At 67.4% G+C, this 26,608-nt stretch carries 28 protein-coding genes and 1 riboswitch; of the genes, 5 read left to right on the forward strand and 23 right to left on the reverse strand.

Features of this window, described 5'->3' with window-relative positions; all coding sequences use genetic code 11:
- Positions 1-141: 141 nt before the first annotated feature.
- Together QZ332_RS08850 and QZ332_RS08855 are read right to left on the reverse strand one after the other, a co-directional pair.
- A complete protein-coding gene (locus QZ332_RS08850; RefSeq protein ID WP_295764480.1) occupies positions 142-666 on the reverse strand; it encodes a spore maturation protein in 525 nt (174 codons plus the stop codon).
- On the reverse strand, positions 666-1,244 hold the full coding sequence (locus QZ332_RS08855; protein WP_295764481.1) for a spore maturation protein A: 579 nt from the start codon (positions 1,242-1,244) through the stop codon (positions 666-668). The genes QZ332_RS08850 and QZ332_RS08855 overlap by 1 nt, the downstream gene beginning before the upstream one ends.
- Before the next feature lie 147 nt (positions 1,245-1,391).
- On the opposite strand from QZ332_RS08855, the gene QZ332_RS08860 reads away from it, so the two are divergent.
- Positions 1,392-1,643 carry an AbrB/MazE/SpoVT family DNA-binding domain-containing protein gene (locus QZ332_RS08860; RefSeq protein ID WP_295764482.1) on the forward strand — a complete coding sequence of 84 codons (252 nt, stop codon included), beginning with the start codon at positions 1,392-1,394 and terminating at the stop codon, positions 1,641-1,643.
- Between the two features lie 211 nt (positions 1,644-1,854).
- Here QZ332_RS08860 and QZ332_RS08865 read toward each other — a convergent pair whose 3' ends face one another.
- The 15 genes from QZ332_RS08865 to QZ332_RS08935 all read right to left on the reverse strand — a co-directional run bounded on the left by QZ332_RS08865 (position 1,855) and on the right by QZ332_RS08935 (position 15,859).
- The gene (locus tag QZ332_RS08865; protein WP_295764483.1) at positions 1,855-2,679 is read right to left on the reverse strand and encodes a histidinol-phosphatase HisJ family protein; all 825 of its coding nucleotides are present in this window, start codon (positions 2,677-2,679) and stop codon (positions 1,855-1,857) included.
- Positions 2,676-3,311, reverse strand: a complete 636-nt coding sequence (gene hisIE, locus QZ332_RS08870) for a bifunctional phosphoribosyl-AMP cyclohydrolase/phosphoribosyl-ATP diphosphatase HisIE (protein ID WP_295764484.1) — start codon at positions 3,309-3,311, stop codon at positions 2,676-2,678. The genes QZ332_RS08865 and hisIE overlap by 4 nt, the downstream gene beginning before the upstream one ends.
- Position 3,312: 1 nt before the next feature.
- Positions 3,313-3,756: a hypothetical protein gene (locus tag QZ332_RS08875; protein WP_295764485.1), complete on the reverse strand. Its 444-nt coding sequence runs from the start codon at positions 3,754-3,756 to the stop codon at positions 3,313-3,315.
- A 27-nt stretch (positions 3,757-3,783) separates the two neighbouring features.
- Positions 3,784-4,539 carry an imidazole glycerol phosphate synthase subunit HisF gene (gene hisF / locus QZ332_RS08880; RefSeq protein WP_295764486.1) on the reverse strand — a complete coding sequence of 252 codons (756 nt, stop codon included), beginning with the start codon at positions 4,537-4,539 and terminating at the stop codon, positions 3,784-3,786.
- On the reverse strand, positions 4,533-5,252 hold the full coding sequence (gene hisA, locus QZ332_RS08885) for a 1-(5-phosphoribosyl)-5-[(5-phosphoribosylamino)methylideneamino]imidazole-4-carboxamide isomerase (protein ID WP_295764487.1): 720 nt from the start codon (positions 5,250-5,252) through the stop codon (positions 4,533-4,535). Before hisA ends, hisF begins: the two co-directional genes overlap by 7 nt.
- A 17-nt stretch (positions 5,253-5,269) precedes the next feature.
- Positions 5,270-5,740, reverse strand: coding sequence for a pyridoxamine 5'-phosphate oxidase family protein (locus tag QZ332_RS08890; protein WP_295764488.1), 471 nt, complete (start codon positions 5,738-5,740; stop codon positions 5,270-5,272).
- 41 nt (positions 5,741-5,781) lie between these two features.
- On the reverse strand, positions 5,782-6,393 hold the full coding sequence (gene hisH / locus QZ332_RS08895; RefSeq protein ID WP_295764489.1) for an imidazole glycerol phosphate synthase subunit HisH: 612 nt from the start codon (positions 6,391-6,393) through the stop codon (positions 5,782-5,784).
- Positions 6,394-6,981 (reverse strand): imidazoleglycerol-phosphate dehydratase HisB, encoded by a 588-nt coding sequence (hisB, locus tag QZ332_RS08900; protein ID WP_295764490.1) that lies wholly within the window; start codon positions 6,979-6,981, stop codon positions 6,394-6,396.
- A 13-nt stretch (positions 6,982-6,994) separates the two neighbouring features.
- The gene (gene hisC / locus QZ332_RS08905) at positions 6,995-8,059 is read right to left on the reverse strand and encodes a histidinol-phosphate transaminase (RefSeq protein WP_295764491.1); all 1,065 of its coding nucleotides are present in this window, start codon (positions 8,057-8,059) and stop codon (positions 6,995-6,997) included.
- Positions 8,056-9,372 carry a histidinol dehydrogenase gene (gene hisD, locus QZ332_RS08910; protein ID WP_295764492.1) on the reverse strand — a complete coding sequence of 439 codons (1,317 nt, stop codon included), beginning with the start codon at positions 9,370-9,372 and terminating at the stop codon, positions 8,056-8,058. Before hisD ends, hisC begins: the two co-directional genes overlap by 4 nt.
- A complete protein-coding gene (gene hisG, locus QZ332_RS08915; RefSeq protein ID WP_295764493.1) occupies positions 9,369-10,940 on the reverse strand; it encodes an ATP phosphoribosyltransferase in 1,572 nt (523 codons plus the stop codon). Before hisG ends, hisD begins: the two co-directional genes overlap by 4 nt.
- A gap of 236 nt (positions 10,941-11,176) precedes the next feature.
- Complete coding sequence (locus QZ332_RS08920; protein ID WP_295764494.1) at positions 11,177-12,541, reverse strand: lyase family protein; 1,365 nt, start codon at positions 12,539-12,541, stop codon at positions 11,177-11,179.
- 282 nt (positions 12,542-12,823) lie between these two features.
- The gene (locus QZ332_RS08925; RefSeq protein WP_295764495.1) at positions 12,824-13,948 is read right to left on the reverse strand and encodes a DHHW family protein; all 1,125 of its coding nucleotides are present in this window, start codon (positions 13,946-13,948) and stop codon (positions 12,824-12,826) included.
- A 14-nt stretch (positions 13,949-13,962) separates the two neighbouring features.
- Complete coding sequence (locus QZ332_RS08930; RefSeq protein ID WP_295764496.1) at positions 13,963-15,357, reverse strand: MBOAT family protein; 1,395 nt, start codon at positions 15,355-15,357, stop codon at positions 13,963-13,965.
- Positions 15,358-15,367: 10 nt separating this feature from the next.
- Positions 15,368-15,859 (reverse strand): DUF4358 domain-containing protein, encoded by a 492-nt coding sequence (locus QZ332_RS08935; protein WP_295764497.1) that lies wholly within the window; start codon positions 15,857-15,859, stop codon positions 15,368-15,370.
- A gap of 158 nt (positions 15,860-16,017) precedes the next feature.
- On the opposite strand from QZ332_RS08935, the gene QZ332_RS08940 reads away from it, so the two are divergent.
- On the forward strand, positions 16,018-17,055 hold the full coding sequence (locus QZ332_RS08940) for a low specificity L-threonine aldolase (RefSeq protein WP_295764498.1): 1,038 nt from the start codon (positions 16,018-16,020) through the stop codon (positions 17,053-17,055).
- Positions 17,056-17,111: 56 nt separating this feature from the next.
- Here QZ332_RS08940 and QZ332_RS08945 read toward each other — a convergent pair whose 3' ends face one another.
- The 4 genes from QZ332_RS08945 to QZ332_RS08960 all read right to left on the reverse strand — a co-directional run bounded on the left by QZ332_RS08945 (position 17,112) and on the right by QZ332_RS08960 (position 20,646).
- Positions 17,112-17,294, reverse strand: coding sequence for a hypothetical protein (locus tag QZ332_RS08945; RefSeq protein WP_295764499.1), 183 nt, complete (start codon positions 17,292-17,294; stop codon positions 17,112-17,114).
- A gap of 65 nt (positions 17,295-17,359) precedes the next feature.
- Positions 17,360-18,010, reverse strand: coding sequence for a TrkA family potassium uptake protein (locus tag QZ332_RS08950; protein ID WP_295764500.1), 651 nt, complete (start codon positions 18,008-18,010; stop codon positions 17,360-17,362).
- Between the two features lie 80 nt (positions 18,011-18,090).
- Entirely contained in the window at positions 18,091-19,410 is a 1,320-nt protein-coding gene (locus tag QZ332_RS08955; protein ID WP_295764501.1) for a TrkH family potassium uptake protein, read from the reverse strand.
- Positions 19,411-19,548: 138 nt separating this feature from the next.
- Complete coding sequence (locus tag QZ332_RS08960; protein ID WP_295764502.1) at positions 19,549-20,646, reverse strand: M20 family metallopeptidase; 1,098 nt, start codon at positions 20,644-20,646, stop codon at positions 19,549-19,551.
- 172 nt (positions 20,647-20,818) lie between these two features.
- Positions 20,819-20,987, forward strand: a riboswitch (Lysine riboswitch).
- A gap of 116 nt (positions 20,988-21,103) precedes the next feature.
- On the opposite strand from QZ332_RS08960, the gene dapA reads away from it, so the two are divergent.
- From dapA to dapD, 3 genes are all read left to right on the forward strand, one after another.
- Positions 21,104-21,991: a 4-hydroxy-tetrahydrodipicolinate synthase gene (gene dapA, locus QZ332_RS08965; protein ID WP_295764503.1), complete on the forward strand. Its 888-nt coding sequence runs from the start codon at positions 21,104-21,106 to the stop codon at positions 21,989-21,991.
- Positions 21,988-22,707 (forward strand): 4-hydroxy-tetrahydrodipicolinate reductase, encoded by a 720-nt coding sequence (gene dapB, locus QZ332_RS08970; protein WP_295764504.1) that lies wholly within the window; start codon positions 21,988-21,990, stop codon positions 22,705-22,707. The genes dapA and dapB overlap by 4 nt, the downstream gene beginning before the upstream one ends.
- Positions 22,708-22,801: 94 nt before the next feature.
- Positions 22,802-23,497 (forward strand): 2,3,4,5-tetrahydropyridine-2,6-dicarboxylate N-acetyltransferase, encoded by a 696-nt coding sequence (gene dapD, locus QZ332_RS08975; protein ID WP_295764505.1) that lies wholly within the window; start codon positions 22,802-22,804, stop codon positions 23,495-23,497.
- A 62-nt stretch (positions 23,498-23,559) separates the two neighbouring features.
- On the opposite strand, the gene QZ332_RS08980 is transcribed toward dapD, so the two are convergent.
- Together QZ332_RS08980 and QZ332_RS08985 are read right to left on the reverse strand one after the other, a co-directional pair.
- Positions 23,560-24,819 (reverse strand): diaminopimelate decarboxylase, encoded by a 1,260-nt coding sequence (locus tag QZ332_RS08980; RefSeq protein ID WP_295764506.1) that lies wholly within the window; start codon positions 24,817-24,819, stop codon positions 23,560-23,562.
- A gap of 449 nt (positions 24,820-25,268) precedes the next feature.
- Positions 25,269-26,456, reverse strand: a complete 1,188-nt coding sequence (locus tag QZ332_RS08985) for a 4-hydroxybutyrate dehydrogenase (RefSeq protein ID WP_295764507.1) — start codon at positions 26,454-26,456, stop codon at positions 25,269-25,271.
- Positions 26,457-26,608 lie beyond the last annotated feature (152 nt).

Genomic DNA, 26,608 nt, shown 5'->3' on the forward strand with positions numbered 1-26,608 from the left:
AGTCCTGAAAACTTATCGATCAAAAACGAAAGGGACCCTTCCTGGGTCCCTCTCGCAGCTCTCTCCCTTCCCGTCGATGGAGTTCCCTCTACTTTTTCGACACTCTGCGCAGGGGCGGGTCCCCCCCTGCCGTCCTCTCGTTCAGCCGGCCCCAAAAAACACCCGGACCGCCAGCGCCGCCGCCGCGAAGCCCGTCAGGTCCGCTGCCAGGGCGGCGGGCACCGTGTGCCGCGTCCGCGTGATCCCGGCGGAGCCGAAGTACACGGCGATGGTATAAAACGTGGTCTCCGTGCTCCCCAGCATCACCGCCGCCACACGGCCCACATAGCTGTCCGGCCCGTGGGAAGCCATCAGATCGCTCGCCACCGCCAAAGCCCCGTTCCCGGACACGGGCCGCACCAGCATCAGCGGCGCGGTCTCCGGCGGGATGCCCAGCAGCTCCAGGACCGGGGCGAACAGCCCGGACAGCCACTCCATGGCCCCGGAGGCCCGGAACATGCTCACCGCCGTCAGCAGCCCCACCAGCGCCGGGACGATGCGCAGCAGCACCGTCAATCCCTCCTCCGCCCCGTGGGTCAGGGCGGCGTACACATCCACCCGTTTCCCCAGGCCGTAGACCGCCACCGCCGAAAACAGCACGGGGATCACCAGAGAACTGAGGTCCATCATCTCCTCCTCCCGCGGGACAGCGCCCAGGCCGCCAGCAGCCCCGCCGCCACCGACAGCGCCGAGGCCATCCAGACCGCCGGCAGGATATCGAAGGGCGCGGCGCACCCGGCGGCGGCCCGGACCGAGGCGATGGTCGTGGGCAGGAGCTGGATGGAGGCGGTGTTCAGCACCACCAGCCGGCACAGCTCGTCGCTGGCCGTCCCGCCGCACCCGCGTGCCATCCGCCGGGCGGCCCGGATGCCCAGGGGCGTGGCGGCGTTGCCCAGCCCCAGGAGGTTGGCGGACACGTTGGCGGACACCGCCGCCAGGGTCTCCTCGTCCCTGCAGGCGTCCGGGAGCAGCCGCCGCAGGACGGGCCGGAACAGCCTCGCCAGCCCCGCCGACAGGCCGCAGGCGTTCATGATCTCCATGACGCCGCTCCATAAGCACAAGATCCCCGCCATGGACAGGCTCAGTTCGATGGCGGAGCGGGCGCCCTCCAAAGCGGCGCCGGCCACCGCGTCCAGCTCGCCGGACGCCAGGCCGAAGACCAGCGACAGCGTCACCATCCCCGTCCAGACCCACGCCATTTCCATATAATTCCTCCTTTTTCAACTTTTTCCATGTAAATGTGAATATCTTTTTAAATTTTCCCAGGAAAGAATTGACAAACTCCGACCTCGTGTGATAAGGTTACACCACCTGTTGGAAGATACCGCGGACATAGGGAAAGGAGGAGAGCTATGAAATCGACTGGGATCGTAAGAAAGGTGGATGAGTTGGGCAGGATCGTGCTTCCCATCGAGATGCGGCGCACTTTGGACATCGCAGAGCGCGACGCATTGGAAATCTATGTGGAAGGCTCGTCCGTTATACTCAAGAAGTATAAGCCTAGCTGCATTTTCTGCGACGCCACCAAGGACATCGCACTCTTCAAAGGCAAAAGCGTTTGTCCCAAGTGTATGAAAGAGCTGTCCCGCATGAACGCCTCGTGAGGCCATCCCTCTTAGAAGCGGACGTGAGGAGGGCGCGTATGCCCTGACTCACCCCACCGGGAATGCGCCGGGCGAGGTCACCGAACCTAACGCATGAAAGCAACAGGGACTTGCTCCCCGCCGTGGTGGAAACCGGCGGGGAGGAGTCCCCGTAAACTTGACCGGAAAAGGCAGAGGAGCTGCAAAACAGCTCCTCTGCCTTTTCCCCGTTTCAAAGATCCAGGGGCCGTTCCTCCCGTCCCGCCGCCGTCAGCAGCGTGGAGCGGCGGAACCCCGCCGCCCGGGCCAGCTCCGCCGCCTGGGCGTAGCCATAGACGATGGCCCCGGCGCTGTGGGCGTCGGCGGTGAGGACGATCTTCCCGCCCATCCCCCGCCATTCCCGCAGGAGGGACAGGGACGGATAGGGCGTCTCCCGACAGCCGCGGGACATGGCCCCGGTGTTAATCTCCAGCAGCGTCTCCCCGGGGTCCGCGGCGTGGAGCGCGTCCAAGGCGGCGGCGCGGCAGCGGGGATCGTCCTCGTCGAAGAAGACGCCGTCCCCGTTGAACTTGGTGATGAGGTCGATGTGCCCCAGGATGTCGGGCTTCCTGGCCGCCATCCGGCGGACCTCGGCGTAATAGCTCTCCACCATGGCGCAGGCGTCGCCGCCGAAGGCCCCCTCCAGGCAGGACGCCAGCCTCTCCGCGTCCCAGTCCACGGTGTGGAGCCGGCCGTCCGGCCCCCGCAGGCGGTGGGCGCTGCCGATCCAGTAGTCGAAGCCCTCCGCCGTCACATCGGCGCAGTTGTCCAGCTCGATGCCCAGCAGCACGTCCATCCGCCCGGCGTACTCCTCCCGGAGCCGCAGGACCTCCCGCCGGTAAGCGGTCATGTCCGCCGGCAGGACGCCGCCCTCATCCTCGGGGATGGGGGTGTGGCTGTGGCCCGAAGCGCCGAAGGAGACGGCCCCGGCCTCCCAAGCCGCCCGGGCCATCTCCGCCAGGGTGCTCTCCCCGTCGCACATCGTGGAGTGGGTATGGACGGAACAGATGTTTTTCATCCCATCCGCTCCTGCTTCACCTTGTGGTCCACGACGTGGCGCTTTTCCAGCTCCCGGGTGACGTCCTCCACGGTGATGCCCATCTGGACCATCAGCACCATCACGTGGTAGCAGAGGTCGGCGATCTCATAGACCGTCTCCTCCCGGTCCTCCTTCCGCCCGGCGATGATGACCTCGGTGCACTCCTCGCCCACCTTCTTGAGGATCTTATCCAGGCCCTTCTCGAAGAGGTAGGTGGTATAGCTCCCCTCCTTGGGGCTGGTCTTCCGCCCGGCGATGAGCCGGTACAGCCCCTCATAGCTGAACTGCTTCAGCTCGTCGGAGAGGTAGAGCTGATTGAAAAAACAGCTCTCCGCCCCGGTGTGGCAGGCGGGGCCGTCCTTGACCACCTCCACCACCAGCGCGTCCTTGTCGCAGTCGGCGGTGATGGACACCACGTGCTGGCCGTTCCCGCTGGTCTCGCCCTTGCGCCAGAGCTCCTGGCGGCTGCGGCTCCAGAAACAGGTCCGGTGCTCGTCGATGGTGACCGCCAGGCTCTCCGCGTTCATGTAGGCCAGGGTCAGGACCTCTTTCGTGTAGTGGTCCTGGACGATGGCGGGGATCAGGCCCTTTTCGTCGAACCTCAGATCCATCTCAGACCTCCTCCTTCCGCGCGATGTGGAACCGGCAGTCCGGCGCGCCGTTCAAGATCGTATCCTCCGAGACCACGTCGAAGCGCCAGTCCGGCCACAGCTCCCGCAGGATGCACAGCACGCTCTGCCGGGAACATTCGCACAGCAGGCAGGAATCGATGTAGCCCTGGGTATGGAGGGAGCAGGTGCACTGGTGGAAGATCAGCCAGAACTCCTGCCCCGGGCGGACGATCTCCGTCTCCAGGCCCCCTGCCTCGCCCAGGGCCCGGAAAAAGCCGTCGATGTCCCCGCCGGTCCGCTCATACACGCCCCGGTAATAATCCAGCATCCCCATCCGGAGGCAGTTCTCCGCGCAGGCCCGGAGCATCGTCCCCCGCTCCTCCTCCTCCAGTGCGGACAGTCCCGCCTCGAAACCCGGGAACCACCAGTGGATCTCACTATCCATGCGATGCTCTCCTTTCCATCCCTCTCGTCATATCCTCATCTCCACGCCCTTGTCCCGGAGATATCGTTTCAGCTCCCGGATCCCCACCTGCCTCGAATGGAAGATGGAGGCAGCCAGGCCCGCGTCGATGCCGGGGTGGGTGAAGAGCTCGGCGAAGTGCGTCATCTCCCCCGCGCCGCCGCTGGCGATGATGGGCACGCTGACCTTGGATGCCAGGGCGTCCAACATCTCCAGGTCGAAGCCGCTCTTCACGCCGTCGGTGTCGATGGAGTTCAGCACGATCTCCCCCGCGCCGTCCCCCACGCCCCGGACCGCCCACTCCATGGCGTCGATCCCGGTATCCTCCCGTCCTCCCTTGGCGAAGAGGCGGAACTGCCCGTCCACCCGCTTCACGTCCATGCTGAGGACCACGCACTGGTCGCCGTAGCGCTTCGCCGCCGCGGCGATGATGGACGGGTCCGCGATGGCCCCGGAATTGACGGACACCTTGTCCGCGCCGCACTTCAGCACCCGGTCGAAATCCTCCAGCGTGCGGATGCCGCCGCCCACCGTCAGCGGGATGAAGATCTCGGAGGCCACCCGCCGGAGGATGTCCGTGAACAGCCCCCGGCCCTCGACGGAGGCGGTGATGTCGTAGAACACCAGCTCGTCGGCCCCGGACTCGTTGTAGGCCCGGGCCATCTCCACCGGGTCCGCCATGTCCCGGAGATCTTCGAAATTGGTGCCCTTCACCACCCGGCCGTCCTTCACGTCCAGGCAGGGGATGATGCGCTTGGCTAACACGCCCCCACCTCCTCGATCGCGGTCCTCAGGTCCAGACGACCGGTGTACAGGGCCTTGCCTAGGATGGCGGCCCGGACGCCCATGCGCTCCAGCCGCCGCAGCTCCTCCAGGGAGCCGACGCCGCCGGAGGCCGTGATGTGCAGCCCCTCGATCCGGACCAGCTCCTCGTAAAGCTCCAGGTTGGTCCCACGGCCCGCGCCGTCCCGGCTGATGTCGGTATAGATGACCGTCCGGACCCCCGCGTCCCGGAGGCGGCGGCAGAAGTCCACCCCCCTCTCCCGGGACAGCTCCTTCCAGCCGTGGACGGCCACATACCCGTCCCGGGCGTCCACGCCCACGGCGATCCGCTCCCCGTAGACCTTGGCCATGCGGGCGGTGAAACCGAAGTCCTCCACCGCGGCGGTGCCCAGGATGCAGCGGTCCACGCCCAGGTCCAGGTACTGCCGGATGCGCTCCTCCGTGCGGATGCCGCCGCCGGCTTCGATGTAGAGGCCGCCCTGCCTGGCGATGGCGGCGATGCTGTCGAAGTTCGCCGGGGCGCCGTCCCTGGCGCCGTCCAGGTCCACCACGTGGAGGTACTGCGCCCCGGCCTCCAAAAACTCCCGCGCCTGGGCGCAGGGGTCCGCGCCGTAGACGGTCTCCTGGTCATAGTCCCCCTGGTAAAGGCGGACCACCTGCCCGCCCCGCAGGTCGATGGCTGGGAAGATCTGCATATGCCCCCTCCTTTCCCTCACGGATGGACCTTACAGGTCAGCTCCTCCACGTCCAGGCGGAACACCTGGACCTTTCCCAGGGCCTCGCCGCCGATCTCGCAGCGGTCCCGGCCGGTGGTGTGGGCCAGGATGGCCAGGAGGCCCGCCCGCTTCTCCTCCTCCGTCTCCAGCAGCGTCACCGGGCCCCCGCCCATGACGCACCGGAAGCGGGAGGTGTCCTGCAGGGCCGTCTCGCCCCGGACCCACTCATGGCCCGTGTCCATCTCGAAGGCGGCCCAACCGGTCTCCCGGATGAGGTCGATCTTCCGGCCCTCCTGCGCGCCATGGAAATAGAACGCGCAGCGGTCCCCCTCCTCCACGAAGCCGAAATCCAGAGGGACCACATAGGCCCGCCTTCCGTCGCACAGTCCCAGGCGGCAGCAATCGCAGGCGGCTATGATCGCGCGGATCTCCGCGCGGTCGGTGACTTCCCGGTCTTTCCTCCTCATGACGGCGCTCCTCCTTTATCGATCGGTATCATGATCTTATGTCACGCTCCCGCGAAGGCCCGCAGGAGACGCAGGCCCGCGTCCCCGGATTTCTCCGGATGGAACTGGGTGCCCCAGACGTTCCCGCAGCGGACCGCGCCGGGGATGGCGACGTTCCCGTAGCGGGAGATCCCCAGGGTGCTGTCCCGGCACCCCCGGGCATAGAAGCTGTGGACGTAGTAAACATATCCGCCGTCCCTGAAATACCGGAACAGCGGGTCCTCCTTCACGATCTCCAGGCGGTTCCAGCCCATGTGGGGGACCTTCAGCGTCTCGTCCTCCAGGTCTTCGCTCAGGGAGGCCACTTCGCCAGGGATCAGGGACAGGCCCGGATGCTCCCCGTACTCGAAGCTCCGCTCGAACAGGAGCTGCATCCCCAGGCAGATGCCCAGGAGGGGCTTCCGCCCCGCCTCCTCCCGCAGGACGGGCACCAGGCCCGTGGCGTCCAGCTTGGCCCTGGCGTCGCCGAAGGCCCCTACGCCGGGGAGGATGATGCGCTCCGCCGCCCGGAGCCGGTCCGCCTCGGCCGTGACCTCCGTCTCCAGCCCCAGGGCACGGAGGCTGGAGGTCAGGGAGAACAGGTTGCCGACGCCGTAATCCACGACAGCGGTCATTCAAAGCACCCCTTTCGTGCTGGGGACCTCATGGAGGTGCTTGGGATCGAGGCGGACGGCGGCTTTCAGCGTCCGGCCCATGCCCTTGAAAATGGCCTCCAGGATGTGGTGGGTGTTCTCCCCCGCCAGCTGCCGGATGTGGATGGATCCCGGGCAATTCCGCACGAAGCCCAGCCAGAACTCCCGGATCAGCTCCGTGTCCAGATCCCCCACCTTGGCCGCGGGCAGGTCCACCGCCCAGCCCAGATGATCCCGGCCCGAAAGGTCGCAGGCGCAGAGGACCAGGGCCTCGTCCATGGGCAGCAGGGACTGGCCGTAGCGGACCAGCCCGCGCTTGTCCCCCAGAGCCTCCTGGAACGCCTTGCCCAGACAGATGCCGACGTCCTCCACGGAGTGGTGGAAGTCCACCTGGGTGTCGCCGCGGCAGGTGACGGTGAGGTCCAGGTCCCCATGGCGGGCGAACAGCTCCAGCATGTGGTCCAGGAAGCCGCAGCCGGTGGCCACGTCCGCCTTGCCGGCGCCGTCTAAGTCCAGGGAGAGCCGGATCTGGGTCTCCCGGGTGTCTCGTTGGATCGTCGCAGTGCGCATCCTGATCTCCTCCTTATCCCTCGGCCCTCAGCCGGTCCACCGCCGCCACCAGCGCCTCCATCTGCTCCTTGGAGCCAATGGTGATGCGCACGAAGTCCCGGATGCGGTCCTTGTCGAACCAGCGCACCAGGATGCCCGCCTCCTTCAGCCTCCGGTACAGCTCCCCGCCGGGGATGGGGCCCTCCCCGGCGAAGAGGAAGTTGGCCGCGGAGGGCAGGACGGTGAAGCCCCGCTCCCCCAGCTCCTCCGCGGTCCAGGCCCGGTTCTCCCGGATGGTCCCGCAGCAGGAGCGGAAATAGTCCTCGTCCTCTATGGCGGCGGCCCCCGCCAGCAGGGAGAGGCGGTCGACGTTATAGGGGTTGAAGCTGTACTTCACCCGGTCCAGGCAGGCGATGAGCTCCTGAGAGCCCAGCGCGAAGCCGATCCGGCCCCCGGCCAGGGAGCGGCTCTTGGACATGGTCTGGGTCACCAGGAGGTTGTCGTGCTCCGCGATCAGCGGGACGCAGCTCTCCGCCCCGAAGTCCACATAGGCCTCGTCCACGATGACCACCCGGTCCGCGTCCCTCTCCAGCAGCCGCCGGATGTCCGAGACCGGGACCGTCATGCCCGTGGGGGCGTTGGGGGCGGCGATGACCACGGTGCCGGGGAAGTCCATGTAATCGTCCACATCCAGGGAAAAGTCCTCCCGGAGAGGGGGGCGCAGGGCCTCCACCCCGAAAAGGGCGGCCTGGGCCTCGTAGAAGCCGTAAGTGATGTCGGCGAAGGCCACGCCCTTCCCCCGGCCGCAGAAGGCCCGGAAGGCGAAGGCCAGGATCTCGTCGGAGCCGTTGCCGCTGATGACGTTCTCCGGCCGGAGGCCGTACCGCCTGGCGACCGCCTCGTTCAGCACGGCGCAGGTGGGGTCGGAGTAGAGGCAGAGCTTCCTCACCTCCGCCGCCGAGATGGCCTCCACCACCTTCGGGGAAGGCGGGAAGGGGCTCTCGTTGGTGTTCAGCTTGATATACTGCTGATCCCGGGGCTGTTCCCCGGGGGTGTAGGGGGCCAGGCGCAGGGCCTCCTGGGACAGGAACCTGCTCATGAAAAACACCTCTCCTTTCCCTGCTCTCCCGATCCGGTCCGGTCTCCCCGGCTCAGGACCGACCTCGCGTGCCCCTCCAGGCCCTCCCGCCGGGCGAAGTCCGCGATGCGCTCCGCGCTGGCGTTCAGCGCCGCCCGGTCATAGCAGAGGAAGCTGGAGCGCTTCATGAAATCATCCACCCCCAGGGGGCTGGAGAACCGGGCCGTGCCGGAGGTCGGCAGGGTGTGGTTGGGCCCGGCGAAGTAATCGCCCAGCGCCTCCGGGGTGCTGCGGCCCAGGAAGACGCTCCCGGCGTTGTGGATCTTCGCCAGCAGGGCAAAGGGATCGTCCACGCACAGCTCCAGGTGCTCCGGGGCGATGCGGTCGGCAGCCTCCGCCGCCTGGTCCAGGCTGGCGGCCACGATGATCTTCCCGTTGTCCTCGATGGACCGGCGGGCCACGTCCCGCCGGGGCAGGGCCTCCAGCTGGACCTCCAGCTCCGCCCGGACCGCCTCCGCCAGCGCCCGGCTGTCCGTCACCAGCACGGCGGAGGACCGCACGTCGTGTTCCGCCTGGCTCAGCAGGTCCGCCGCCACCCACTTGGGGTCCGACCTCCCGTCCGCCAGGACCAGGATCTCGCTGGGCCCGGCGATCATGTCGATGGCCACCTGGCCGAAGACCTTCCGCTTGGCCGTGGCGACGAAGACGCCGCCGGGGCCCACGATCTTGTCCACCCTCGGCACGCTCTGCGTACCGTAGGCCAGCGCCGCCACCGCCTGGGCCCCGCCCAGCTTGAAAACGCGCCCCGCCCCCGCCAGCTCCGCCGCCGCCAGCGCCTCCGGGCTGACGGAGCCGTCCTCCCGGGGCGGCGTCACGAGGACGATGTCCCGCACCCCGGCGATCCGCGCCGGGATGACGTTCATCAAGATGGTGGAGGGGAACGCCTCCGGGCTCCGGGGGACGCAGACGCCCACCCGCTCGATGGGCGTCCACCGCTGGCCCATGACGATGCCGGGGCGGTCCGCCAGGATGAAGTCGTTATGCCGCTGCCGCTCGTGGAAGCGCCGGATGTTCTCCGCCGCCTCCCGCAGGGTCTCCAGGAAACCGGGATCCACCGCCTCCCGGGCGGCGGCGAACTCCCCGTCGCTCACCTGCAGATCCCCCAGCTCCACGCCGTCGAACCGGCGCGTGTAGTCCCGGAGGGCGGCGTCGCCCCCCTCCCGCACGCCCGCGATCACCGCGTCCACGGCGGCGGAGACGTCCTCTTCCGCCCGGATGTCCCGGTTCAGGAACGCCTCCGGCGGGAGGCTGTCGAAATCGAAGATCTTGATCATGCTCCCGTCACCTCCGCCAGTCTGCCCAGCAGGGCCTCGATCTCCCGGCGCTTGAACTGGAAGCTGGCCCGGTTGGCGATGAACCGGGCGGAGATGGGCATGAACTCCGTCAGCACCTTCAAATGGTTCTCCCGCAGGGTGGTCCCGGTCTCCACGATGTCCACGATCACGTCGCTCAGGCCCAGGATGGGGGCCAGCTCGATGGAGCCGTTCAGCTTGATGATGTCGATGTCCCGGCCCTGGGCGGCGTAATACGCCTTGGCGATGTTCACGAACTTCGTCGCCACCCGGAGGGAACGGCCGGGGTCGTCCTGGAGATCCTCCGGCCCCGCCACGCACATGCGGCACCTGCCCAGGCCCGTGTCCAAAAGCTCGTACACGTCGGCCCTGGACTCGGCCAGGATGTCCTTGCCCACGATGCCGATGTCCGCCGCGCCGTGCTCCACGTAGATCGCCACGTCGCTGGGCTTCACCAGGAAATAGCGGATGCCCGCGGCGGGGTCCTCCACCACCAGCTTCCGGCTCTCGCTGTAGTCCTCCGGGCAGCCGTAGCCCAGACCGGACAGCAGGCCGTAGACCTTGTCGCCCAGGCGTCCCTTGGGCAGGGCCACGTTCAGGATACCCTCCCCGGTCCCGCCGGAGGCGGCGTCGCTCAGGCGGTCCAGCTCGTCCAGGTACAGCGCGAAGCCCACGGCCTTCGCGCCGGGGCGGAACTGCGCCGCCAGAGGGTCGTACCGCCCGCCCTTGAGCACCGCCCGGGGGATGCCCGCCAGATACCCCTGCAGGACCAGGCCGTTGTAATAGTCCATGTCGTTGACCAGGGACAGGTCCAGCCGCAGGCTCTGCCCCTGCGCCTCCAGCGCCCGGCACAGCGTCCCGAGCTCCGCCAGCGCGGCGCCCATGGAGGCGTTGAGGGCGATCGGCTCCGCCTGGGCCAGCACCGTCTCCCAGTCCCCTGCCAGGGCGTCCAGACGGCAGAGGGCGTCGGTGCCCTGCTTCGACAATCCGGCCTCCGCGGCGGCGGCCTTCAGCTCGTGGCGGTTCCGGTCCCGGATGCAGGCCAGCAGCCGGGGCCGGACGGCCTCCGGCGCGCCCACGGCGTCCAGCAGCCCCGCCACGAAGCCCATGTGGCTGGCCTCCAGCACGGACTCCCGGCCCGTCAGGGCCAGGCTCCGGCAGGCCAGGGAGACCGCCTGGGCGGTGGCCTCGTCGTCCACCGCGCCGATGCACTCCAGGCCCATCTGGCTGATCTCCTGGAAGGTGTGGCTCTCCTGGCTGGGGCGGTAGACGTTCTCGGAATAGTAGAAGCGGCCGCAGCCGTCCTCCCCGAACCGGGCGTCCTTCGCGATGGAGAGGGTGACGTCGGGCTTCAGGGCCAGCAGCCGCCCGTCCAGGTCGGTGAAGGTGATGACCTGGTCGGAGGCCAGGAAACGGCGGTTCTGCTGATAGAGGCCGTATTCCTCGAAGCGGCCCATGCGGTACTGCCGGAAGCCCGCGCGCTCATAGAGCGCCCGGAGCTGGAGCGACAGCCGCTCCTGCGGCCGCAGGATGTTCAGGTCCAATTCCATGGGGTCCCTCCTTGTGGGGCGCCGCCCCATTGATGGATACCAGTATACTCCGGTTTTTTATCATAGTAAAGCGCTGATTCGGTAATACGATAAATTCTACGATCCTCACAAGATCCGTCCCCGCCCCCGGACCCGCTTTGGCGGAAATAGATCCGGGCCGCGGCGCAGGCAGCGCCCGGGCCTCCTTGGGCGGCCGGGACCTCCAGGGGGACGGCCCCCCGGGGATCCCCGCGCCGTCACACCATCTTCTCCGGCCGGACCGTCTCGTCGAACTCCTCCGCCGTCAGCAGGCCCAGGGACAGCACCGCCGCCTTCAGCGTCGTGCCGTCGCGGAGGGCCTTCTTGGCGCACTCCGCCGCCTTCTCATAGCCGATCTTCGGCGTCAGGCAGGTCACCAGCATCAAAGAGCCGTTCAGGTTCTCCTCCATCTTCTCCGCGTTGGGCGTGATGCCCTCCACGCAGTGGGTGCGGAAGGAGTCCATCACATCCGTCAGCAGCCGGGCGGAGAGCTGGAAGTTATAGGCCGACACCGGCAGGAAGACGTTCAGCTGGAAATTCCCCTGGGAGGCGGCGAAGCCGATGGCGGCATCGTTCCCCATCACCTGCACCGCCGCCATGGTGACGGCCTCGCACTGGGTGGGGTTCACCTTGCCGGGCATGATGGAGCTGCCCGGCTCGTTCTCCGGGATGCGGAGCTCCCCCATGCCGCAGCGAGGGCCGCTGGAGAGCCAGCGGATGTCGTTGGCGATCTTCATCAGGTTCGCCGCCAGGGCCTTCAGGGCCCCGTGGGCGAAGACCAGGGCGTCCTTGCTGGTCAGGGCGTGGAACTTGTTCCCGTCGGGCCGGAAGGGCAGGCCCGTCAGCTCCCGCAGCTCCCTGCATACCATCTCGTCATAGCCCTTGGGCGCGTTGAGTCCCGTGCCCACCGCGGTGCCGCCGATGGCGAGGCGGCACAGCTCGTCCTCCGCCGCCCGGAGCATCCGGCAGGGGGCCTCCACCAGCTCCTGCCAGCCGGAGACCTCCTGGGCGAAGCGCAGGGGCGTGGCGTCCTGGAGGTGGGTCCGGCCGATGCGGATGAGGTCCGGATAGGCCGCCCCCAGCTTGGCGAAGGCCCCCGCCAGCCGCTCCGCCGCCGGGATCACCTCACCGGCCACCGACCGCGCCGCCGCGATGTGGAGGGCGGAGGGATAGGTATCGTTGCTGGACTGGGAGGCGTTGACGTGGTCGTTGGGGTGGAGGGCCACGCCCCGGTCCGCCGCCAGGTGGGCGATGACCTCGTTGACGTTCATGTTGGTCTGGGTGCCGCTCCCGGTCTGCCAGACCACCAGGGGGAACTCCTCGTCCCACTCCCCCGCCCGGATCTCCCGGCAGGCGGCGGCGATGGCGGCGGCCTGGGGCCCCGTCAGCTTGCCCGCGGCGGCGTTGGCCTTGGCGCAGGCTTCTTTCAAGTAAGCGAAGGCGGCGACGATCTCCTTGGGCTGGCGCTGGCCGCCGATCTTGAAGTTCTCCAGGCTCCGCTGGGTCTGGGCGCCCCAGCGGCGGTCCGCCGGGACGCGTATCTCCCCCATAGTGTCGTGCTCGACGCGGGTGGCTGTATTCATGGCGCTTCCCCTTTTCGTTCGTTATGGCGTTCATTATACCCGCAGCGGCGGACAAAAGCAAGCCCGCCGAAAAGACTTTCGGCGGGCCCAGGCGGCCGAAAACGTCTTTTCGACCGCCTGGGCAAGTTTTCAGGACGTTCAAAGTCCTGAAAACTTCTGATTTAAAATGGTGCAGGAGGCCCCTCCTGGGCCTCCCGCACACACTCTCCCTTCCCGCTGGATCGTCCCTCCCCTTCTTCCGGCAAGCGGAAGCCCGCCGAAAAGACTTTCGGCGGGCTTCGGTCACCGGGTCAGCAGGACCAGGTCCCGGTCCGTGATGAAGTTGGGCACGCTGTACACCGCCGCGATCTCATCGATGCCCTCCTCCTCCGCGTATTGGGCGGCGGAGTAGCGGTAATACCGGGGGTCCAGCAGGTGGACCTCCTGGAAGTGCAGGGCCAGGAAGGGCGCCAGCGCGTCGGAATAGGAGTCCCGGATCAGCAGGAGCTTCCCCGTCCCCGCCTCGTTCCGGATGACGCACAGAGGCTGGTTGCCCCCCAGGAAGGCGGAGTATTTGTCCTTCTCCCCCAGCTTGTCGAAGTCGTAGAGGGCGGACTCCTCCGGCCTGCCGGAACGCCAGCTGGTCACCTCGAAGCGGTCCTCTACCCAGAACTCGATGCTGTCCGGCTCCAGCCAGTGGACGCCGGACTGGGAGTATAGGGTCCCCTGGAACCCGTTGGAGACCGGAGGGGAGGACCGCCGTTCAAAGTCCTCCTGCTCCAGGATCTCGTCCCCCCGGCCCAGGGCCTCCATCAGGGCGGTGTAGCCGTAGTAAGCCCCCAGGGTGGTCCAGTGGTGGTCCGTGCGGTAGAAGACCTCCTCCCCGGCGTGGGCGGCCAGCGGCCCCAGGAAGTCCACAGGCTCCACGCCCTCCAGCTCCGCCGCCCGGGCGATGAAGGCCGCCTGGTCCCAGCTCTCCGCGCCCTTGGGGAGGCGGTCCCTCCAGATCTCCGCCGCCGAGGGGATGAGCCCCAGGTGCACGGGGAGCTCCGTCCGCTCCGCCAGCCGGGCGGCATAGCTCAGGTTCTTCTCCTCCAGGCCGTCCTTGGGGGGCTCCACCTTGGCGATCAGCGTATCGCCGCAGAGGTAGGTCCCCATGAACTCCCGTTTGCCCAGGGCCAGCTCCGTCCGGGCCTTCAGGCCCGTCCACTGGTCCCGGAGGGGGAACTGGTCGGCGAAATACGTCTCCGCCGCCTCGGTGAAGCTGCCGTCCCGCAGGCTCTCCCAGGAGAACGCCGGGACCTGGGCCAGGAGGCGGTTCTCCGCCTCGGAGCGCTCCCGGTCCGGCAGGAGGACGTGCCAGACCAGCAGCCCCCCCAGGAACAGGCAGAAAAACACCGTCAGGGAACGGCCGTATCGTTCCGTCATGACTGCCGCCTCCTTCAAAACCGGAAATACAGGAACGGGTTATAGCTGCCGTCCACCAGATAGGCGGTGGAGAGGACGAGCCCCAGGCCCATCAGCACCGGCGTCAGGACCTTCCGTCCCCGCTCCGGCGTCCTCTCCCAGAGATCCGCCGCCAGGGTGGTGGACCCCGCTATGAGCAGGACCAGGAGGACCGCCCAGCTCCGCAGGCGCCAGCCGTCCAGGGCGGACCACGCCGGGCCGCCGCCGAAGCACACGGCCAGATACCCCCCGCAGACGCGCAGGTCCTCCATGGCGAAGATGCCCCAGCCGACGAAGACCACGGCCAGCGTGTAGGCCCGCTTCGCCCACACCGGCGTCCGGGCCAGCACGTCTTGGAACACGAAGCGCTCCAGGACGATCCACAGGGCGAAGTACAGCCCCCAGAGGAGGAAGTTCCAGCTGGCCCCGTGCCAAAAGCCGGTGCAGGCCCAGACGATCAGCAGGTTGCGGATCGTCCGCCGCCGCCCGCCCCGGCTGCCCCCCAGCGGGAAGTACAGATACTCCCGGAACCAGGAGGTCAGCGACATGTGCCACCGCCGCCAGAACTCCCCCACGGACACGGAGAGGTACGGATGGTCGAAGTTCTCCTCGAAGCGGAAGCCCAGCATCCGCCCCAGGCCGATCGCCATATCGGAATATCCGGAGAAGTCGAAGTAGATCTGGAGGCCGAAGGCCAGCAGGCCCATCCAGCCCCCGGCCACGGTCAGCGTCCCGGCGGACCGGGCGCCCAGGCAGTCCTCCCACAGCGCGCCGGCGGAGTTGGCCAGCAGCACCTTCTTGGTCAGGCCCACAGTGAAGCGGCAGGCCCCCTCGCCGAAGTCCGCCCACCGGACGGTCCGCTCCGCCAGCGCCGCCGCCACGGTCTTGTACTTCACGATGGGCCCGGCGATCAGCTGGGGGAACAGGGTCACATAGGCCCCGAAGTCGATGATGTCCCGCTGGACCGGCGCGTCCCGGCGGTAGACGTCGATGGTGTAGCTCATGGTCTGGAAGGTGAAGAAGGAGATGCCCAGGGGCAGGGGCAGGCCCAGCTTCGGGAGATCCACCCCCGGGAGCAGGGACAGGTTCGCCGCCAGGAAGTCCCAATACTTGAAAAAGCCCAGGAGCAGCAGGTTGAACACCACGGACTGCCCCACGAACCACCGGGCCAGCCGGTCCCGATCCCGGAACTTCTCCACCAGCAGGCCGTGGCTGTAGTCGATGAAGATGGAGAGGAACATGACCGCCACATATACCGGCTCCCCCCAGCCGTAGAAAAAGAGGCTGACCAGGAGCAGCGCAAAATTACGCCGCCGAAGCGGCGTGATGAAGTACAGGGCCAGGGTCACCGGCAGATAGCCGAACAGGAATGTCAGACTGCTGAAGACCATGGGATCCCCCTCACCGGAACTGGGAGCGGAACTGCTCCTCCAGCTCCTCCTGATGGGCTCCGGAGGCGATCAGCGCCGTGTAGGTCCCCTCCCGCAGCACCTTCGCCGCCTTCCAGGCCTCCAGGCTCTCGGGGTACCAGGCTCCGCCGTCCACCTGCGCGTCGATGCGGGCCTGGAGGATCCCTCCGGCCTCCTCCGCGTCCTCCTCCGTATCGCACTGGATGAGGACGACCTCGTTCACATCGGAGCTCATGGCGGGGATCTTGGCGACCAGCTGTTTCGCGGGGATCTCAGAGAGACCAGGGTAATAGCTCTCCAACAGCTCTCCCTCGACGTCCGCCATATAGCCCTCCTCCCAGCCGCACTCCTCCGCCATCCCGGCGTACAGGCTGTCCAGGGCCACATCCGGATCCTCCGCCCCGTCTCCTCCTTTTTGTCCGCCGCCGCAGCCGGAGGCCAGCAGCAGCACCGCCGCCAGGGCCCATACCGCTCTCTTTTTCATCACCAATCTCCTCCCGTTCCCGCATGCGGCTCCGCCGCCGGGAAAGATCCGATCTCTATGCCTTGCTTTTATACCGTATCTACGTTATAATTTCAACATCAATCCTGTAACATTCCGTAACAGTTCCGCTGTCCGGTTGTTACTTTCTGGAGGTCGACATGTACAGTTTCCGAAACGACTACAGCGAAGGCGCCCATCCCAAGGTGTTGGAAGCCCTCACCGAGACGAACCTGGAGCAGTCCCGCGGCTACGGCCTGGACCCTCGCTGCCAAAAAGCGGCGGACCTGATCCGCTCCCTCTGCGCCGCGCCGGAGGCGGACGTCCATTTCCTGATGGGCGGCACCCAGACGAACCTGCTGGCCATCGAGGCGCTGACGAAGCCCTATGAGGCCGTCATCGCCGCCCACACGGGCCACATCCACGTCCACGAGACCGGGGCCGTGGAGGGCACGGGCCGGAAGATCCTGGCCGTCCCCAGCCCGGACGGGAAGGTCACGCCCGCCATGGTGGAGTCCGTCCAGGAGCTCCACAGCGACGAGCATATGGTGAAGCCCGCCATGGTCTATGTCTCCAACACCACGGAGATCGGCACCGTCTACACCAAGGCGGAGCTGGCGGCCCTGCGGGCGTGCTGCGACGCGCACGGCCTCCTCCTCTTCCTGGACGGCGCGCGGCTGGGCTCCGCCATGGCCTGCGGCGGCATCGGCTTCCCGGACCTGGCGGCGCTCACCGACGCCTTCTACATCGGCGGCACCAAGAACGGCGCCCTCTTCGGCGAGGCCCTGGTCCTGCCCAAGCCCCGCAGCGACTTCCGCTGGTACATGAAGCGCCGGGGGGCCATGCTGGCCAAGGGCCGCCTCCTGGGCGTCCAGTTCCAGGCCCTGCTGGAGGACGGCACCTTCCTCAGCGCCGCCCGCCACGCCAACGAGATGGCCCTCCGCCTCCGGGACGGGATCGCCGCCCTGGGCTATCCCCTGCCGGTGGAGTCCCCCTCCAACCAGCAGTTCCCCGTCCTCCCCAACGACGTGATCGAACAGCTCCAGGACATGGGCTACCAGTGGGAGATCTCCGGCGCCGTGGACGCCGGGCACACCCAGATCCGCCTCGTCACCAGCTGGGCCACGCCCGAGCAGGCCGTGGAGGACTTCCTCTGGGACCTCTCCGTCTGCTCCGGCGCGGGCCGGGAAGCGCACTGACCCCCCTGCGTCCCGCCGCCCCCTCCGGCTTTGCCGGAGGGGGCGTTCCTCTGCGGTCACTGGATATGCTCCTCGGGGAAATCGTCCAGCACCCGGAAGCCCATCTCCTCAGACGTCGCCAAGGGATATTCGTAGATGGAGTCCGGGTCGACGATGGGGCACATCCGCTTCTCCGGCTCCAGCCGGAGGAAGGGCTTGCTGTCGTCCCTGCCGTTGACCGCTCTTCGATCTTCTGACATGCTATCACCCCATGGGAGAGTATGTGCCGGGAAGGGGCGGTCTATGTCGCGGCCTGCTGTAAATTTTATCGAAGGTTCATGAGGCGGATGCCCGATTCCTTGTCCCCGGCGACGATGATGTGCACGTCGTCCCGGAAGCGGTAGTTCGGGTCCACCAGCGGGACCACCACGTCGCCGTTCTTCACGCCCAGGATGTTCACGTTGTACTTTTTGCGCACCTCCAGCTCCATGACCGTGCGGCCCTCCCACTCCTCGGGGATCTCCAGCTCGAAGATGGCGAACTTGGGCGTCAGCTCGAAGTAGTCGAAGACGTTCTCCGCGGAGAAGCGGATGGCCACCCGGCGGGCCATGTCCATCTCCGTGTGGACCACGAAGTCCGCCCCGATCTGGCGCAGGAACTTGATCTGCCGCTCCTGGTCCGCCCGGACCACCACGCACTTCGCCCCCAGCTCCTTCAGCCCCGCCGTGGCCTCCAGGGAGCACTGGAAGTCGTCCCGGACGCAGACGAAGCACACGTCGAAGTTCCGCACGCCCAGGGACTCCAGCACCTGCTCGTCCTGGCAGTCCCCCACGCAGGCGGCCGTGGCCTGGGCGGCCATCTTCGCCACCTTGTCCTCGTCGTTGTCCAGGACCATGACCTCATGGCCCAGCTCCAGCAGGTAGCGGGTCAGGTGCCGCCCGAAGCGGCCCAGACCGATGACTAAAAAGGATTTCATAAGCATCTCCTTTTGTGGTATGGCCGGCGCGGCCGGGGAGGAGCGCCCGCTCCCCCGGCTGCGCTGGCCGTATTGGACGCTCAGCCGATCAGGATGCGCTCCGGCACACAGCGCAGGCGGTTCTGCGCCGCCTTGCCCCGGGTGATGGCCATGGCCACGGACATGCTCCCCACCCGTCCGGCGAACATCATCAAGATCACCGCCCACTTGGACAGCGCCGGCAATGAGCCCGTCAGGTCCCGGCTGAGCCCCACCGTGCTCATGGCGGAGAAGGTCTCGTACAGCGCGTCCGTCAGATCCGCGCCCTGGACGCACAGCACCATGCAGCCGCACACCACGCCCAGGAAATACAAGCTGGCGGTGGACCCGGCCTTATGGACGTCCGCCTCGTCCAGGCGGCGCCCGAAGACGTTGATGTCGTCCTGCCGCCAGATCCGCGCCCGGACGCTCAGCAGCATCACGGCGAAGGTGTTCACTTTCACGCCGCCGCCCGTGGACCCGGAGGCCGCGCCCACGAACATCAAAAGGAGCATCAGCAGCACGCCGCCCTGGCTCAGGGCGGTCTGGTCCACCGAGGCGAAGCCCGCCGTCCGGGCCGTCACCGACTGGAAGCACGCCATCAGCATCCGGGTGGGGCCGTCCGCCCCGGCGAAGGCATGGTCCGCCTCCAGCAGCCAGAACGCCGCCGCGCCCCCCGCGAAGAGGGCCAGCGTCACCGTGAAGGCCATCTTGGAATGGAGCCGCCAGCGGCGGAAGGCCCTGCCGTGGGTCAGGATGTCGTCCCACACCAAAAAGCCCAGGCCGCCGCAGACGATCAGCACCATGAAGACGAGGTTCAAAAGCGGCTCCCCCGCCGCGCTGGTGATGGACGAGCCGGTGCCCAGCAGGTCGAAGCCCGCGTTGCAGTAAGCCGAGACCGCGTGGAACAGCGACATCCAAAGCCCCTTCCCCAGGCCGTACCGGGGGCAGAACCACAGCGTCAGCAGCGCCGCGCCCAGGCCCTCGCTGACCGCCGTCACCTTCAGCGCCCTCCGGGCCAGGCGGACCACGCCGCCCAGCTGCAGCGCGCCCACGCTGTCCTGGAGCAATGCCCGCTGCCGCAGGCCCAGCCGCCGCCGCACCAGCAGCGCCGCCGGCAATGACGCCGTCACGAAGCCCAATCCCCCGATCTGGATCAGCAGCAGCAGCACGACCTGCCCGAAGGCGCTGAACTGGGTGGCGGTGTCATAGACCGTCAGCCCCGTGACGCAGGAGGCGGAGGCGGCGGTGAAGACCGCGTCGGTCCAGGGGATGCCCTCCCCGGTCCGGGAGGCGATGGGCAGGGACAAAAGACAGGCCCCCGCCAAGATCAGCAGGGCGAAGCCCAGGGCCAGTGTCTGCACAGAGTTCGGTCGTCGCATAGAGGGCCTCCTGAGGAACACGATTTTCGAGGCCGCCCGAGGCGGCGGGGCGTTCCTCTGTCATTATACCCGCTCCCCGTCCCGTTTTCAAGCGGCCAAGCGGTTTTTCGCCCCCGGCGGGAAGCCCCGCCCCATCCGTCATCCCAGCAGGAGCAGCCGCTTCAAAAACTCCACGCCCCTGGGCAGGATCCGCTCGTCGTCGAAGCAGAACTCCGGCGAGTGGAGCTCCGCCGTGTCCCCCACGCCCAGCAGGAAGAACAGGCCCGGGACCCGCCGCTGGTAGAAGGAGAAATCCTCCGCCGTCAGGGTGGGCGCCTCCAGGGGGCGGATGCCCCCTATGCCGCTGCGCACCGTCTCGAACAGCGCCTCGTGGTTCCACACGGCGGGGTAGCCCCGGCTCAGACGGACCTCCACGCCGCAGCCGGTCTCTGTTCCGATCTCCCGGCCGATCCGCTCCAGCGCCTCTTGGCAGCGGGCCTGGGTCTCGTCCCGGAAGGTCCGGAGGCTCCCCTCCAGCACCGTCTCCCCACTGACGGCGTTGCGCACCGCGCCGGAGACCATCTTCCCGAAACGCAGCACCACCGGCTCCGCCTCTGCCAGGCCCTCCGCCATGGCATAGGCCCGGCGGAGATACTCCGCCCCCGCCGCCAGGGCGTCGATGCCCTCCGCCGCCCGGCCGATGTGGACGCTTTTGCCGGTGAGGGTCACGGTCACCTCGTTGGACCGGGCCATGATGGGGCCGGGACGGGAATAGACCTCCCCCGGCTCCAGCTTGGGCCACAGGTGCATGGCGAACACCCGCTCGGTATGGTGCTCCTCCAGGATGCCGGTCCCGCACAGCCGCTCCGCCCCGCCGGTGGTCTCCTCGGAGGGCTGGAAGAGGAAGAGGACGTTCCGGGGCAGCTCCGCCCGGTGGGCGCAGGCGTGCTCCGCCAGGGCCAGGGCCATGGCGGTGTTCCCGTCGTGGCCGCAGGCGTGCATGGCCCCCCGGTGCGAGGAGGCATAGTCCAGGCCGGTGGCCTCCGTGATGGGCAGGGCGTCCATGTCCGCCCGGAAGGCCACGGTCGACGCCTTCCCGGCGTCCAGGAAGGCGCAGACGCTGGAGGGGATGGGCGAGAAGCACTCCAGGTCGAAGCTGGCCAGGGCGGAACGGACATAGTCGCAGGTCTCCGGCAGGCGGTCGTCCAGCTCCGGGATGCGGTGCAGGGCGCGGCGGTATTCGATCACAGACAGCATGGCGGATCCTCCTCGATTCGCATTTCATCAAGCACAATATAGCATATCCCGTCTCCCGGCAACAGGGGGCCGGAGAGATTTCGGCGCTTTCGACAAGAGTTTTTCCCCGGGGGACGCGGTTTTTTTGGAACTCCCTCTTGAAACCGTGTCTGGAAGATGATATGATAGCAAAAAATGAGATAGAGGCGCGGAGACGAAGAAGTCGCGGGAGCCGGCAGGCTGGGAACGCGGCGGAGGCAGCTCCGCCGAATCCCCCGGACAGGCATGGACGGGGGATGGGCCCGGGGGGAAGACCTCCGGGACTGTCCGCGGCGCTATGCCGCGGGGGCGCTATCCGCTCACAGCACCGTCACGCCGCCCGCGGCGTAGACACTGCCGGCAGGAGCGCGTCTCTGCCGGCTTTTTTTATAGAGGCGCCCGGACGGCCCGATCTCATCAGATATGGAGGAAGATCCAAATGAAATTCAACAACCCCACGGGCTCCATCGTCGCCATGATCACGCCCTTCCGCGAGGACGGCAGCGTCGATCTCGCGGTCCTCACCGAGCTGCTGGAGCGGCAGATCGCCGCCGGGACCGACGGCATCCTCACCCTGGGCACCACCGGCGAATACCCCACCATGAGCCACGAGGAGGACGCCTCCGTCGTCGCCCACACCATCAAGGTGGTGGCCGGCCGGGTGCCCGTCATCGTGGGCAGCGGCTCCAACTGCACCGCCACCCAGCTGGAGAAGAGCATCGAGTACCAGGACATGGGGGCCGACGCCCTGCTGCTGATCGCCCCCTACTACAACAAGGCCAACCCCGAGGGCATGTACCGCCACTTCGCCGAGACGGCGGACCGGGTGGGGATCCCCTGCCTGCTGTACAACGTGCCGGGCCGCACCGGCTGTTCCATCCCCGTCTCCGTGGTGGAGCGGCTGAGTCGGCATCCCCGCATCTGCGGCATCAAAGAGGCCAGCGGCGACATGAGCTACGCCATGAAGATCGCCCACTGCATCGGGCCGGACTTCGCCCTCTACTCCGGCAACGACGACATCACCCTCCCCCTGATGAGCATCGGCGGCAGCGGCGTGATCTCCGTCTTCGCCAACATCTGCCCCGGCATATGCCACAAGATCGTGACGGACTACGCCAGGGGCGACCAGGCCCTGGCCCTGGCCGAGCACCTGAAGTATCTGAAGCTGATGAACGACCTCTTCCTGGAGGTGAACCCCATCCCCGTCAAGACCGCCATGGGCCTGATGGGCCTGAACGTGGGGCCCATGCGCCTGCCCCTGTGCGAGATGAGCCCCGAGCACCGGGAGACGCTCCGGGCCGCGTTGGAGGAGGCGGGGCTGCTGTGAGATATATCCTGATCGGACGGGGGCGGATGGGCCGCCTCCTCCAGGAGACCGCCCGGGCCGCCGGCGACGAGATCGAGGCCGCCTTCGGCCGGGACGACCTGGACCGGCTGGGGAAGCTGGGGAAGGCCGCCGACGTGGTCATCGACTTCTCCCGGCCCGAGGCCCTGCCGGAGATCGCCTCCTACGTCCGCCGCACCGGCACGCCCCTGCTCTCCGGCACCACCGGCTTCTCCGCCGCCCAGATGCGGCAGCTGGAGGGGCTGGGGACCGCCGCCCCCGTGCTGTGGGCGGCCAACTTCTCCCTGGGGATGGCGGTGCTGTACCGGGCCCTGGCGCAGGTCTCCGGCGTGCTGCGGCCGGATTTCGACATCGAGCTCATCGAGGCCCACCACAATCAGAAGGAGGACGCCCCCAGCGGCTCGGCCAAGCTGCTGCTGGAGGCCGTCGACCCCCGGCATGAGGCCCGCCTGGTCTATGGCCGGGAGGGGATCACCGGCAAACGGCCCAGGGACGAGATCGGCGTCCACGCCCTCCGGGGCGGCACCGCCGCGGGGACCCACACCGTCCATTTCTTCGGCCCCGACGAGGAGCTGGAGTTCACCCACCGCGCGGCCAGCCGCCAGATCTTCGTCAACGGCGCGCTGCACATGGCCCGGCTGCTGCCGGGGAAGCCCAACGGGACTTACGACCTGCAGAAGATCCTGTTCGGGGAGTGAGCCCCTTTTGAAAGGGCGCGGCCAAGCGGGCCCGCTCCGGCCGTCCGGCGGCATGCCGGGCGGCGGCACAGATCGATCATTGAGGAGGGTCTTTATGAACGCCCAGGAGATCATCGACTATATCGCGAACTCGGAGAAGAAGACTCCGGTCAAGCTCTACGTCAACACCACCGCCCCCGTGGACTTCGGCTCCGCCACGGTCTTCGGCTCCGGGGGCAGCTTCACGGTCTTCGGCGACTGGGCCGAGCTCCGGCCCATCCTGGAGGCCCAGCGGGAGAAGATCTGCGACCTCGTCGTCGAGAACGACCGCCGGAACTCCGGCGTGCCCCTGCTGGACATGAAGGACGTCAAGGCCCGCATCGAGCCAGGTGCCATCATCCGGGAGAAGGTGGAGATCGGCGAGGGGGCCGTCATCATGATGGGGGCCGTCATCAACATCGGGGCCGTGGTCGGCAGGGGCACCATGATCGACATGGGGGCCGTGCTGGGCGGCCGGGCCACCGTGGGCGAGCGCTGCCACATCGGCGCGGGGGCCGTGCTGGCCGGCGTGGTGGAGCCCGCCTCCGCCACCCCCGTCGTCGTGGAGGACGGCGTGCTGGTGGGCGCCAACGCCGTGGTCATCGAGGGGGTGCGCATCGGCCAAAACGCCGTGGTCGCCGCCGGGGCCGTCGTCATCGAGGACGTGCCCGCCAATGCCGTGGTCGCCGGGAGCCCCGCGAGGATCGTCAAAATGAAGGACGAGAAGACCGAGGGCAAGACCGCCCTGGTGGACGCGCTGCGCAGGCTGTAACAAGATCTCAAAAAAGCGGGAGACCGTCCGGGCCGTCAAGCCCCGGGCGGTCTCCTCATCTCTCACCAGACCAGTGTCGCGAAATAGTCCTCCAGCGTCTCCGCCCGGCGGATCATCTCCACGGAGCCGTCCTCCCGGAGGAGCAGCTCCGCCGAGCGGAGCTTGCCGTTGTAGTTGTATCCCATGGAAGCTCCATGGGCCCCGGTGTCGTGGATCGCCAGCAGGTCCCCCCGGTCGATCTTGGGGAGCATCCGGTCCACGGCGAACTTATCGTTGTTCTCGCAGAGGCTCCCCACCACATCGTATACGTGGCCGCAGGGGGCGCCCTCTTTCCCGCAGACGCTGATATGGTGGTACGCGCCGTACATGGCGGGGCGCAGCAGGTCGCAGGCACAGGCGTCCACGCCGATATATTCCTTGTAGATGTGCTTTTCATGGATGGCCCGGGTGATCAGATGGCCGTAGGGGGCCAGCATGTAGCGGCCCAGCTCCGTGTACAGGGACACGTCCCCCATCCCGGCGGGGACCAGGATCTCCTCGTAAGCCTGCCGGACCCCCTCGCCGATGGCGGCGATGTCGGTCTCCGGCTCCTCCGGGCGGTAAGGCACGCCGATGCCGCCGGAGAGGTCGATGAAGCCCACATGGCACCCGGTCTCCTCCTGCAGCTCCGCCGCCAGGCGGAAGAGGATGCGGGCCAGGGCGGGGTAATACTCATTGGACAGCGTATTGGAGGCCAGGAAGGCATGGATGCCGAACTCCTTGGCCCCCAGGGCCTTCAGCCGCCGGAACGCCTCGGCGATCTGAGGGCGGGTCATGCCGTACTTGGCCTCGCCGGGGTTGTCCATCACCTGGACGCTGTCCCGGCTCTCCCCCAGGGTGAAGACGCCGCCGGGGTTGTAGCGGCAGCAAATCTTCTCCGGGATCCTCCCCACGGCCTCCAGCAGGGTGTCGATCAGGGTGATGTCGTCCAGGTTGACGATGCCCCCCAGGCGGACGGCCGTCCGGAACTCCTCCTCCGTGGTGTTGTTGGAGGAGAACACGATCCCATCCTCCCCCGTGATGCCGCAGCGCTCCGCCATCACCAGCTCCGCCACGGAGGAGCAGTCGCAGCCGCAGCCCTCCTCGTGGAGGATCTTCAGGATAGCGGGGGTCGGGGTGGCCTTGACGGCGAAATACTCCCGGTAGCCGGGATCCCAGGCGAAGGCGGCCTTCAGGCGGCGGGCGTTCTCCCGGATGCCCTTCTCGTCGTAGATGTGGAACGGCGTGGGATACTGGGCGGCGATGGCCTCCAGCTGGTCTTTCGTGACGAAGGGTGTTTTCATAAGACGGCCTCGAATCATTCGTAAGATCGGGATAGACACCTTTATATTATGTCCGCAAACGCTTAAAAGTCAAGGGATCTGACGGAAAATGGCGATCTGCACGGCATCCCCTCCGGCGGGAGGGCGGATCTTATACAACTTTCCCTCCCCTCTCCCCGCGCGTGTCCGGGAGGAAGCTCCCGGCACGCCGTCTCTCCGAAAAACGTCCGCAGCACCGGAGGACCGGACGCCTCATAAGGAAGGCCCTGTCCCCTCGCCGGTCCGGATCGGACCGGGCGCCGTCCGGCCGCGGCCAAGGCCAGGGGAGGCATGACCGGGCGCTCGTCCTGCCGGACGCGTCCAGGGAGCGGCCGGACGGTCTCCGAAGATGATACGAGCCTGCCGGCGTCCCGCCGCAAAAAGGCAGGTCCCGATCCACGGGACCTGCCTTGCCGGTCGAAACGCTGCTCTCAGAAGCACTTGCGGTAGATGGCTTCCTCGCTCTCCAGGTCGAAGGGATAATAAGCGTTGGTCATCAGGCGCTGCTGGTTGGCCTCCACGCTCTGGGGGAACTTCTTGAAGTCCTCCTCGGTGAAGCCGCAGTCCCGCAGGGGCCGCAGGGGCAGGATGCGCTGCAGCAGGGCGTTCATCTCGGAGATGGCGTCCTTCGCCTCGCAGCCCAGGATCCCGGCCACCAGATCCTTGAAGCGCATGATCTCGCCATCGGGATCCTTCTCATCGTAGTAGTCCATGATGGCGCCGAAGAGCATGTAGTTGCTCTCGCCGTGGGCCACGTGATAGGTGCCGCCCAGGGGGAAGCTCATGCCGTGGACGGGGCCGCAGCCGGCTTTCAGGAAGGCGATGCCCGCGTAGAAGCTGGCGGTGACGAACTCGTCCAGATACTCGAAGCGGGCGTCCTGGCCCTTCTCGTCGATCAGCTTGAAGCCCTTGAGGATCATGTCCATGGCCTTCTCGCTGAAGAGCTCGCTGGTCATGGTCTTGCGGTGGGGGCTCAGGAAGGACTCGGTGGCGTGGACCAGGGCGTCGATGGCGGAGCAGGCGAAGGGCTTGTAGGGCAGGGTCTTGATGAGGTCGGGGATCAGGCAGACCTTGTTGGGGATGATGTCGTCGGACACCAGGCCCAGCTTGGTCTCGCCGCCGGTCAGCACGCCGTCCTTCTCGTCCTTGACGATGGCCACGGAGATGTTCGTGCACTCGGAGCCCGTACCGCAGGTGGTGGGGATGGCGATGACGTCCTTCTCGTGCTGGACGGGGAAGCGCTTGAAGTACAGGTCATGCACGGTGTTGGGCCGCTTGCAGCCCAGGAGCTTGCAAAGGTCCATGATCGCGCCGCCGCCCACGGCGATGACCCGGTCATAGCTCTCGTAGGGGATGGCGTCGTACATGGTCTGGATCATGGCCTCGGAGGGCTCGCCCGCGCCGAACTTCTCCTGGAACACGAACTGGCACTTGAGGCCCAGCTCCTTCATGAACGGCGTGTAGATGAACTCGTTGGTCAGCACCACGTCCCGCTCGTTCAGCTTGAACTCCTCCGCCATGGCGGCGAAGGTGTCGAACTTGTACACGGTGGGGGCAAAGATAATCTCCCGCTTATCGGCCATCAGAGCGGCGGAAAAAGCGTCCATTTTCTGAGCCATAATGAATCAGTCTCCTTTTTCGATCTTGTTCTTCGATCTCGCTGTGCCCGGCCCTGCCGGGCAAACGCTGGTCTCCTAGTATCCTCTGCCGCTGCGTGGCAGATACGCAGGGGCTCTGCCCCTGCACCCCGCAAGCCTTTGGAAAGGCTTGA

It is taken from the genome of uncultured Oscillibacter sp. (assembly GCF_910584465.1).
Classification (GTDB): Bacteria; Bacillota; Clostridia; order Oscillospirales; family Oscillospiraceae; genus Oscillibacter.

Bases quoted from the DNA above. Each gene is read 5' to 3' on its own strand.
- QZ332_RS08850 (WP_295764480.1), bottom strand. From the start codon at position 666: ATGGACCTCAGTTCTCTGGTGATCCCCGTGCTGTTTTCGGCGGTGGCG.
- QZ332_RS08855 (WP_295764481.1), bottom strand. From the start codon at position 1,244: ATGGAAATGGCGTGGGTCTGGACGGGGATGGTGACGCTGTCGCTGGTC.
- QZ332_RS08860 (WP_295764482.1), top strand. From the start codon at position 1,392: ATGAAATCGACTGGGATCGTAAGAAAGGTGGATGAGTTGGGCAGGATC.
- QZ332_RS08865 (WP_295764483.1), bottom strand. From the start codon at position 2,679: ATGAAAAACATCTGTTCCGTCCATACCCACTCCACGATGTGCGACGGG.
- hisIE (WP_295764484.1), bottom strand. From the start codon at position 3,311: ATGGATCTGAGGTTCGACGAAAAGGGCCTGATCCCCGCCATCGTCCAG.
- QZ332_RS08875 (WP_295764485.1), bottom strand. From the start codon at position 3,756: ATGGATAGTGAGATCCACTGGTGGTTCCCGGGTTTCGAGGCGGGACTG.
- hisA (WP_295764487.1), bottom strand. From the start codon at position 5,252: ATGCAGATCTTCCCAGCCATCGACCTGCGGGGCGGGCAGGTGGTCCGC.
- QZ332_RS08890 (WP_295764488.1), bottom strand. From the start codon at position 5,740: ATGAGGAGGAAAGACCGGGAAGTCACCGACCGCGCGGAGATCCGCGCG.
- hisH (WP_295764489.1), bottom strand. From the start codon at position 6,393: ATGACCGCTGTCGTGGATTACGGCGTCGGCAACCTGTTCTCCCTGACC.
- hisB (WP_295764490.1), bottom strand. From the start codon at position 6,981: ATGCGCACTGCGACGATCCAACGAGACACCCGGGAGACCCAGATCCGG.
- hisC (WP_295764491.1), bottom strand. From the start codon at position 8,059: ATGAGCAGGTTCCTGTCCCAGGAGGCCCTGCGCCTGGCCCCCTACACC.
- hisD (WP_295764492.1), bottom strand. From the start codon at position 9,372: ATGATCAAGATCTTCGATTTCGACAGCCTCCCGCCGGAGGCGTTCCTG.
- hisG (WP_295764493.1), bottom strand. From the start codon at position 10,940: ATGGAATTGGACCTGAACATCCTGCGGCCGCAGGAGCGGCTGTCGCTC.
- QZ332_RS08920 (WP_295764494.1), bottom strand. From the start codon at position 12,541: ATGAATACAGCCACCCGCGTCGAGCACGACACTATGGGGGAGATACGC.
- QZ332_RS08925 (WP_295764495.1), bottom strand. From the start codon at position 13,948: ATGACGGAACGATACGGCCGTTCCCTGACGGTGTTTTTCTGCCTGTTC.
- QZ332_RS08930 (WP_295764496.1), bottom strand. From the start codon at position 15,357: ATGGTCTTCAGCAGTCTGACATTCCTGTTCGGCTATCTGCCGGTGACC.
- QZ332_RS08935 (WP_295764497.1), bottom strand. From the start codon at position 15,859: ATGAAAAAGAGAGCGGTATGGGCCCTGGCGGCGGTGCTGCTGCTGGCC.
- QZ332_RS08940 (WP_295764498.1), top strand. From the start codon at position 16,018: ATGTACAGTTTCCGAAACGACTACAGCGAAGGCGCCCATCCCAAGGTG.
- QZ332_RS08945 (WP_295764499.1), bottom strand. From the start codon at position 17,294: ATGTCAGAAGATCGAAGAGCGGTCAACGGCAGGGACGACAGCAAGCCC.
- QZ332_RS08950 (WP_295764500.1), bottom strand. From the start codon at position 18,010: ATGAAATCCTTTTTAGTCATCGGTCTGGGCCGCTTCGGGCGGCACCTG.
- QZ332_RS08955 (WP_295764501.1), bottom strand. From the start codon at position 19,410: ATGCGACGACCGAACTCTGTGCAGACACTGGCCCTGGGCTTCGCCCTG.
- QZ332_RS08960 (WP_295764502.1), bottom strand. From the start codon at position 20,646: ATGCTGTCTGTGATCGAATACCGCCGCGCCCTGCACCGCATCCCGGAG.
- dapA (WP_295764503.1), top strand. From the start codon at position 21,104: ATGAAATTCAACAACCCCACGGGCTCCATCGTCGCCATGATCACGCCC.
- dapD (WP_295764505.1), top strand. From the start codon at position 22,802: ATGAACGCCCAGGAGATCATCGACTATATCGCGAACTCGGAGAAGAAG.
- QZ332_RS08980 (WP_295764506.1), bottom strand. From the start codon at position 24,819: ATGAAAACACCCTTCGTCACGAAAGACCAGCTGGAGGCCATCGCCGCC.
- QZ332_RS08985 (WP_295764507.1), bottom strand. From the start codon at position 26,456: ATGGCTCAGAAAATGGACGCTTTTTCCGCCGCTCTGATGGCCGATAAG.